Below are 6,002 nucleotides of genomic sequence, written 5' to 3'. Positions count from 1 at the left end.
ACGCGCCACCTTCCTGTCCGACGTCGTCTGTCGACGCAAGCCTCGCACCGTCGTGGGGGGGGGGGGGGGGGGGGGGGGGGGGGCGGGGCCCCCCCCCCCCCCCCCCCCCCCCCCCCCCCCCGTCCGCGATCGCGGACGGCCCGGACGGCCGCCGGTCAGCCCCGTCTCCCGACCGCACCGGCGGAGCGGACGGCCCGTCAGGATCCCGGCGCACGCGGCTGTCGATCCCTGCGGCCCGGGCGCATACTGTCCTGCGCGGCTCGCATCCGCGCGACAGGGCCCGCTCCGGACCCGGCCCGGCTGCGCCGCTACGGGGAAGGTCGGACGAACGTGGCAATTGTCGTTCTCGTCGTCGTGCTGGCGCTGTTCTGGCTGATCACCGGTGTGCGGGTGGTGCAGCAGTACGAGCGCGGCGTGGTGTTCCGGCTCGGCAGGGTGCGCGACCAGGTCCGCCAGCCGGGCCTCACCCTGCTGGTGCCGGTGGTCGACCGGATGCGCAAGGTCAACGTCCAGGTCATCACCATGCCGGTGCCCGCCCAGGAGGGCATCACCAAGGACAACGTCTCCGTCAGCGTCGACGCGGTGCTGTACTTCCGCGTCGTCGAGCCGGTCAAGGCCACGGTGGACGTCCAGAACTACTCCTTCGCGATGCTTCAGGTCGCCCAGACCTCGCTGCGCTCGATCATCGGCAAGAGCGAGCTGGACGACCTGCTCTCCGGCCGGGAGAACCTGCACCAGGGGCTGGAGGTCATGCTGGAGAGCCCGGCCACCGGGTGGGGCGTGCACATCGACCGGGTGGAGATCAAGGACGTCAGCCTGCCCGACTCGATGAAGCGCTCGATGGCCCGCCAGGCGGAGGCCGACCGCGAGCGCCGGGCCCGGATCATCACCGCGGACGGCGAGTTCCAGGCCGCCGCCAAGCTCGCCGAGGCCGCCGTCACGATGTCCGAGACCCCGGCGGCGATGCAGCTGCGGCTGTTGCAGACGGTGGTCGAGGTCGCGGCGGAGAAGAACTCGACGCTGGTGCTGCCGTTCCCGGTGGAGCTGCTGCGCTTCTTCGAGGCCTCCACCGCCCGGGCCGCCGAGGCCGGCTCCGCGCCGGCGCCCGCCGTCCCGGTCCAGGCGCCGTCCGACGCGGGCTGACGGTCGGCTCCATGGCCGGTGGCCGGGCCGGGGCGGGCCGGGGCGGGCCGGACCCCTGGCCATAGAGCCGACCTATGACCTTATAGATCAGCACCGACTACACTTCCGTGCGGCCGGCGGGTTGGCTGCGAAGGTCGCCCGTCCGCCTCCCCGCTGCGCCCGACCGGAGGTACCACCCGCCATGCCCCGCCCGATCAGGGTCGCGATCGTCGGAGCCGGCCCTGCCGGCATCTACGCCGCCGACGCCCTGCTGAAGTCCGACGCCGCCCAGGCCCCCGGGGTCTCGATCGACCTGTTCGAGCGGATGCCCGCCCCGTTCGGCCTGATCCGCTACGGCGTCGCGCCGGACCACCCGAGGATCAAGGGCATCGTGACGGCCCTGCACCAGGTGCTCGACAAGCCGCAGGTCCGCCTGTTCGGCAACGTCGACTACCCCTCCGACCTCGCCCTCGACGACCTGCACCGGTTCTACGACGCCGTGGTCTTCGCCACCGGCGCGACGGCCGACCGGGCGCTCGGCCTGCCCGGGATCGACCTGGACGGCTCCTACGGCGCCGCCGACTTCGTCTCCTGGTACGACGGCCACCCGGACGTGCCGCGCAGCTGGCCGCTGGAGGCGGAGAAGGTCGCCGTCCTCGGCGTCGGCAACGTCGCCCTGGACGTGGCCCGGATCCTCGCCAAGACCGCCGAGGAGCTGCTGCCCACCGAGATACCCCCGAACGTCCACGCCGGGCTGGGCCGCAACCGGGCCCGCGAGGTGCACGTCTTCGGGCGCCGGGGCCCGGCGCAGGCCAAGTTCAGCCCGATGGAGCTGCGCGAACTCGACCACTCCCCGACGATCGAGGTGATCGTCGACCCCGAGGACATCGAGTACGACGCCGGGTCGATAGCCGAGCGCCGGGCCGTCAAGCACGTCGACCTGGTCGCGGCGACGCTGGAGAAGTGGGCGATCCGCGACGTCGGCGACCGCCCGCACCGGGTCTACCTGCACTTCTTCGAGTCCCCGGTGGAGGTCCTCGGCGCGGACGGCAAGGTGGCCGGGCTGCGCACCGAGCGCACCGAGCTGGACGGCACCGGCAACGTCGTCGGCACCGGCCGCTTCACCGACTGGGACGTGCAGGCGGTCTACCGGGCGGTCGGCTACTACTCGGACGAGCTGTCCAAGCTGCCCTTCGACCCGCTGTCGGGCACCGTCCCGCACGAGGCCGGGCGCGTCCTGGACGGCGACGACTCCCACCGGACGGCCACGTACGTCACCGGCTGGATCAAGCGCGGCCCGGTCGGCCTGATCGGCCACACCAAGGGCGACGCCAACGAGACCGTCGCCTGCCTGCTGGACGACCACGCCGGCGGCCGCCTCCCCGGCGCCGTCGAGCCCGATCCGGACGCGGTCGTCGAGCACCTGCGCGGGCGGGGCGTCCGCTACACCACCTGGGAGGGCTGGCAGCAGCTCGACGCGCACGAGCGCGCGCTCGGCGAGGCCGAGGGGCGCGAGCGGGTCAAGGTGGTCGAGCGCGAGGAGATGATCCGGCACAGCGGGGCCTGACCGCCCGTCACGGGCGGACGATCGGCAGCAGCACCTCGTCGACGATCTCCGCCGGGTCGAGCTGCGCCGGCGCGCCGCCGCACATCTTGACCCGGTACAGCATCAACGCCGGGACGACGTCGGTGACCAGCGGGGTGACGGACCCGGGGCGGACCTCGCCCCGGGTCGCACCGCGGGCGAGCACCTCGGCGATCAGCGCGGCGGTGGGCTCCACCACCCGCTCCAGCACGATCGCCAGGAAGGTGTGGGCCCGCTGCTGGTCCAGCTCGCCCATGATCGCCCGTACGGCGGCCCCGGGGGCGCTGAGCATCACCGCGCGCAACCTGGTCACCACCTCCACCAGATCCCCGCGCAGACCGCCGGTGTCGGGCGGCGGGCCGGCCGGGGGCAGGCAGGCGCGCAGCGCATCCTTGACCAGTTCCTCCTTGGAGGCCCAGCGCCGGTAGAGCGCGGCCTTGCCGGTCTGCGCGGCGGCGGCGACACCCTCCATGGTGAGCCGGGCGTAGCCGTCGGCGGTGAGCTGCTGGAGGGCGGCCTCGAAGATGGCGTTCTCCAGCGCCTCGCCGCGCCTGCGGAGCGGGGCGCCCGTCGCCGGTCCGGGTGCGACTGCGGGTTCAGCGGGCATGGCTGCGCACCTTCTTCGGTTCCGGTTCCGCCTCTCGACACGCCCGTTCACCGGCTGTCCGTAATGAACGGACGTGCTCCCTATATCCAGGGTCACTGTCGATGTTAGTGAACGAACCCGTTCCGTCCCAATCGTCCGGGCCGGAGGCCGTCCGCGCACAGGGGCGCCGTCAGGACACCGTCAGTGACGACGCCCGCGCAGTCAAGGGGGCGTCAGGATCACCCACCCCCCGAGGGTCCGCGGCCTAGTCTCGGATTCGTCCCCGCCCGGCTGACGCGGGCCCAGCGCCCCGTCACCGACCACCGGAGCATCCTTAGCCGCCCACACCCGTCGATCCGCCGTGTCGGACGATTCCTCAACGAAGGTGAGGTCCCCGTGACCGTTCTCGGCGCCTTCCACCGCCGCCCGCCCCTCCCCGTCGCGGCGCTCGCCGCACCGGCGCGCGGCTCCGTCGCCGCGACCCTGTCCGCGATCGTGCGCAGGCTCGCCGACAGCCCCCTCGACAGCTCCGTGCTCCAGGCCGTGGGTGCCCCGACCGCCTCCGGCGGTACCGGCGCCGCCCACCGCGCGGTGCGGATGCGGGCCAGCTGGCGGACCGCCACCGCCCCTGACGGCAGCCGCCACCTCGAAGCCCACTGGGACCCCGGCCGCTGAACCGGGCGCGGGGCCGTCATGTGCGCACGCGTGCACGCGTCGGGCCCGGACGGACCTACGATGAGCGCATGAGCGCAAGCACCGACCTGGCAGCTGCACACGGTTCGCAGGAGCAGGAGCAGGGGCAGGGCGGCGGCGAGCGGCTGGACGTCGCCGCGTCCGTCCTCGCCCTGCTCGCGGACCGCACCCGGCTTGCGCTGCTCCACCGGCTCGGCGCGGGCGAGGCCGACGTCACCTCCCTCATCGAGGCGTGCGGGGCCCCGCGCACCTCCGTCAGCCAGCACCTCGCGAAGCTCCGCCTCGCGGGCCTGGTCACCACGCGCAGGGACGGGCGCCGCATCGTCTACTCGCTGCGCCACGGGCACCTTCGGCGCCTGGTCGACGAGGCGCTGAACGTCGCCGACCACCAGATCGGCTCCCTGCCCCCGCACGACTGACCCGTTCCAACTGGCCGCGAGGGCCACACAGCCGTAGCTAACACGTGCACACGTATGCACATGTTGGCTACGATGGTGCGGCCTCACCACGCCGCCGACCGGGACGGGGCCGATGCTGTCCACACTGCGCAACCGCACCTACCGCCACCTGTTCGCGGCCCAGGTCATCGCCCTGGTCGGTACCGGCCTGGCCACCGTGGCACTGAGCCTGCTCGCCTACGACCTCGCCGGCGCCGACGCCTCGGCGGTCCTCGGCACCGCGCTGGCCGTCAAGATGGTCGCCTACGTGGCCATCGCCCCGGCGGTCGGCGCCCTCGCCGACCGCATTCCGCGCCGAACGCTGCTGGTGGCGATGGACCTCACCCGCGCCGCGGTCGCGCTCGCCCTGCCGTTCGTCAGCCAGGCCTGGCAGATCTACGTCCTGGTCCTCCTCCTCCAGGCCGCCTCGGCCGCCTTCACGCCGGCCTTCCAGGCCACCATCCCCGAGGTCCTGCCGGCCGAACGGGACTACACCCAGGCGCTGTCGATGTCCCGCCTCGCCTACGACCTGGAGTCCCTGTTCAGCCCCGCGCTCGCCGCCGGCCTGCTCGCCCTGGTCCCCTACACCTGGCTGTTCACCGGCACCACCGTAGGCTTCCTCGCCTCCGCCACCCTGGTCGTCTCCGTCGCCCTGCCCAAGCCCACCCCCGTCGAGCGGACCGGCGGCGTCCACGCCCAGGCCACCTTCGGCGCCCGGCTGTTCTGGGCCACCCCCCGCCTGCGGGCCCTGCTCGCGCTCGACCTCGCCGTCGCCGCCGCCGGGGCGATCGTCTTCGTCGACACCGTCGTCGCGGTCCGCGACCACTTCCACCGCCCGGCCGGCGCGGTCTCGCTCGCCCTGGGCGCCTACGGAGCCGGCTCCATGCTGGCCGCCCTGCTCCTGCCCCGGCTCCTGCGACGGCTCTCCGACCGCACCGTGATGCTCCCGGCCGCCTTCGCGCTCCCCGCGGTCCTGGCCGCCGTCGCCGCGGTCACCGCCGCGACCCCGGGCGGCTGGTCCTGGGCCGCGCTGCTGGTGTCCTGGGCGGCGATCGGCGCCGCCTGCTCCGCCGTCCTCACCCCGGGCGGGCGCCTGATCCGTCGCTCCGCCGCCGACGCGGACCTGCCCGCCGCCTTCGCCGCCCAGTTCTCCCTCTCGCACAGCTGCTGGCTGCTCACCTACCCCCTCGCGGGCTGGCTCGCCGCCGGCGCAGGCCTCCCGGTGACGGCCGCCACCCTCGGCGTCATCGCCCTGTTCGCCGCCACCGCCGCCGCCGCGATCTGGCCCGCCCGCGACCCCGCCAGGCTCGACCACGTCCACGCCGACCTGCCGCCGGGCCACCCCCACCTCACCGACGCCCACCCGGCTGCGGACGGCTGGCTCCACGGCCACGACTACGTGATCGACCAGTACCACCGCCACTGGCCGCAGGGCCTGGCCGCGCGGGCCAACTAGATCCTGCCCGGCCGGTCGTGCCGGACAAAGGGCCACTCCAGCGGGAATAAATGAAGAGCTGTTCATGTATTCCTGTATGGTCGACACGTCGACCCGCCCTGCCCGCGTGGAGGAACACCACAG

The 6,002-nt window shown here is 73.9% G+C and carries 6 protein-coding genes; 5 read left to right on the top strand and 1 reads right to left on the bottom strand.

Features of this window, described 5'->3' with window-relative positions; translation table 11 throughout:
* The first annotated feature begins 330 nt into the window (after window positions 1–330).
* Window positions 331–1,143: a slipin family protein gene (locus ACIPLC_RS19050; protein WP_400474160.1), complete on the top strand. Its 813-nt coding sequence runs from the start codon at window positions 331–333 to the stop codon at window positions 1,141–1,143.
* Between the two features lie 181 nt (window positions 1,144–1,324).
* Window positions 1,325–2,689: an FAD-dependent oxidoreductase gene (locus ACIPLC_RS19045; RefSeq protein WP_400474159.1), complete on the top strand. Its 1,365-nt coding sequence runs from the start codon at window positions 1,325–1,327 to the stop codon at window positions 2,687–2,689.
* A 7-nt stretch (window positions 2,690–2,696) separates the two neighbouring features.
* On the opposite strand, the gene ACIPLC_RS19040 is transcribed toward ACIPLC_RS19045, so the two are convergent.
* Window positions 2,697–3,314: a TetR/AcrR family transcriptional regulator C-terminal ligand-binding domain-containing protein gene (locus ACIPLC_RS19040; RefSeq protein WP_400474158.1), complete on the bottom strand. Its 618-nt coding sequence runs from the start codon at window positions 3,312–3,314 to the stop codon at window positions 2,697–2,699.
* A 375-nt stretch (window positions 3,315–3,689) separates the two neighbouring features.
* Between ACIPLC_RS19040 and ACIPLC_RS19035 the strand changes: the two genes are divergently transcribed.
* The 3 genes from ACIPLC_RS19035 (at window position 3,690) to ACIPLC_RS19025 (ending at window position 5,879) form a co-directional block, all read left to right on the top strand.
* Window positions 3,690–3,968, top strand: a complete 279-nt coding sequence (locus ACIPLC_RS19035; RefSeq protein WP_400474157.1) for a hypothetical protein — start codon at window positions 3,690–3,692, stop codon at window positions 3,966–3,968.
* A gap of 68 nt (window positions 3,969–4,036) precedes the next feature.
* On the top strand, window positions 4,037–4,405 hold the full coding sequence (locus tag ACIPLC_RS19030; RefSeq protein WP_400474156.1) for an ArsR/SmtB family transcription factor: 369 nt from the start codon (window positions 4,037–4,039) through the stop codon (window positions 4,403–4,405).
* Window positions 4,406–4,517: 112 nt separating this feature from the next.
* On the top strand, window positions 4,518–5,879 hold the full coding sequence (locus ACIPLC_RS19025) for an MFS transporter (protein WP_400474155.1): 1,362 nt from the start codon (window positions 4,518–4,520) through the stop codon (window positions 5,877–5,879).
* The last annotated feature ends 123 nt before the right edge of the window (window positions 5,880–6,002 follow it).

Origin of the sequence: Kitasatospora sp. NPDC086801 (genome assembly GCF_044745805.1) — a bacterium.
Classification (GTDB): domain Bacteria; phylum Actinomycetota; class Actinomycetes; order Streptomycetales; family Streptomycetaceae; genus Kitasatospora.
The sequence above is the reverse complement of the archived record's forward strand: the minus strand, read 5'-3'. Positions and strand labels throughout refer to the sequence as shown.

Bases quoted from the DNA above. Each gene is read 5' to 3' on its own strand.
- ACIPLC_RS19040 (WP_400474158.1), bottom strand. From the start codon at position 3,314: ATGCCCGCTGAACCCGCAGTCGCACCCGGACCGGCGACGGGCGCCCCG.
- ACIPLC_RS19045 (WP_400474159.1), top strand. From the start codon at position 1,325: ATGCCCCGCCCGATCAGGGTCGCGATCGTCGGAGCCGGCCCTGCCGGC.
- ACIPLC_RS19025 (WP_400474155.1), top strand. From the start codon at position 4,518: ATGCTGTCCACACTGCGCAACCGCACCTACCGCCACCTGTTCGCGGCC.
- ACIPLC_RS19030 (WP_400474156.1), top strand. From the start codon at position 4,037: ATGAGCGCAAGCACCGACCTGGCAGCTGCACACGGTTCGCAGGAGCAG.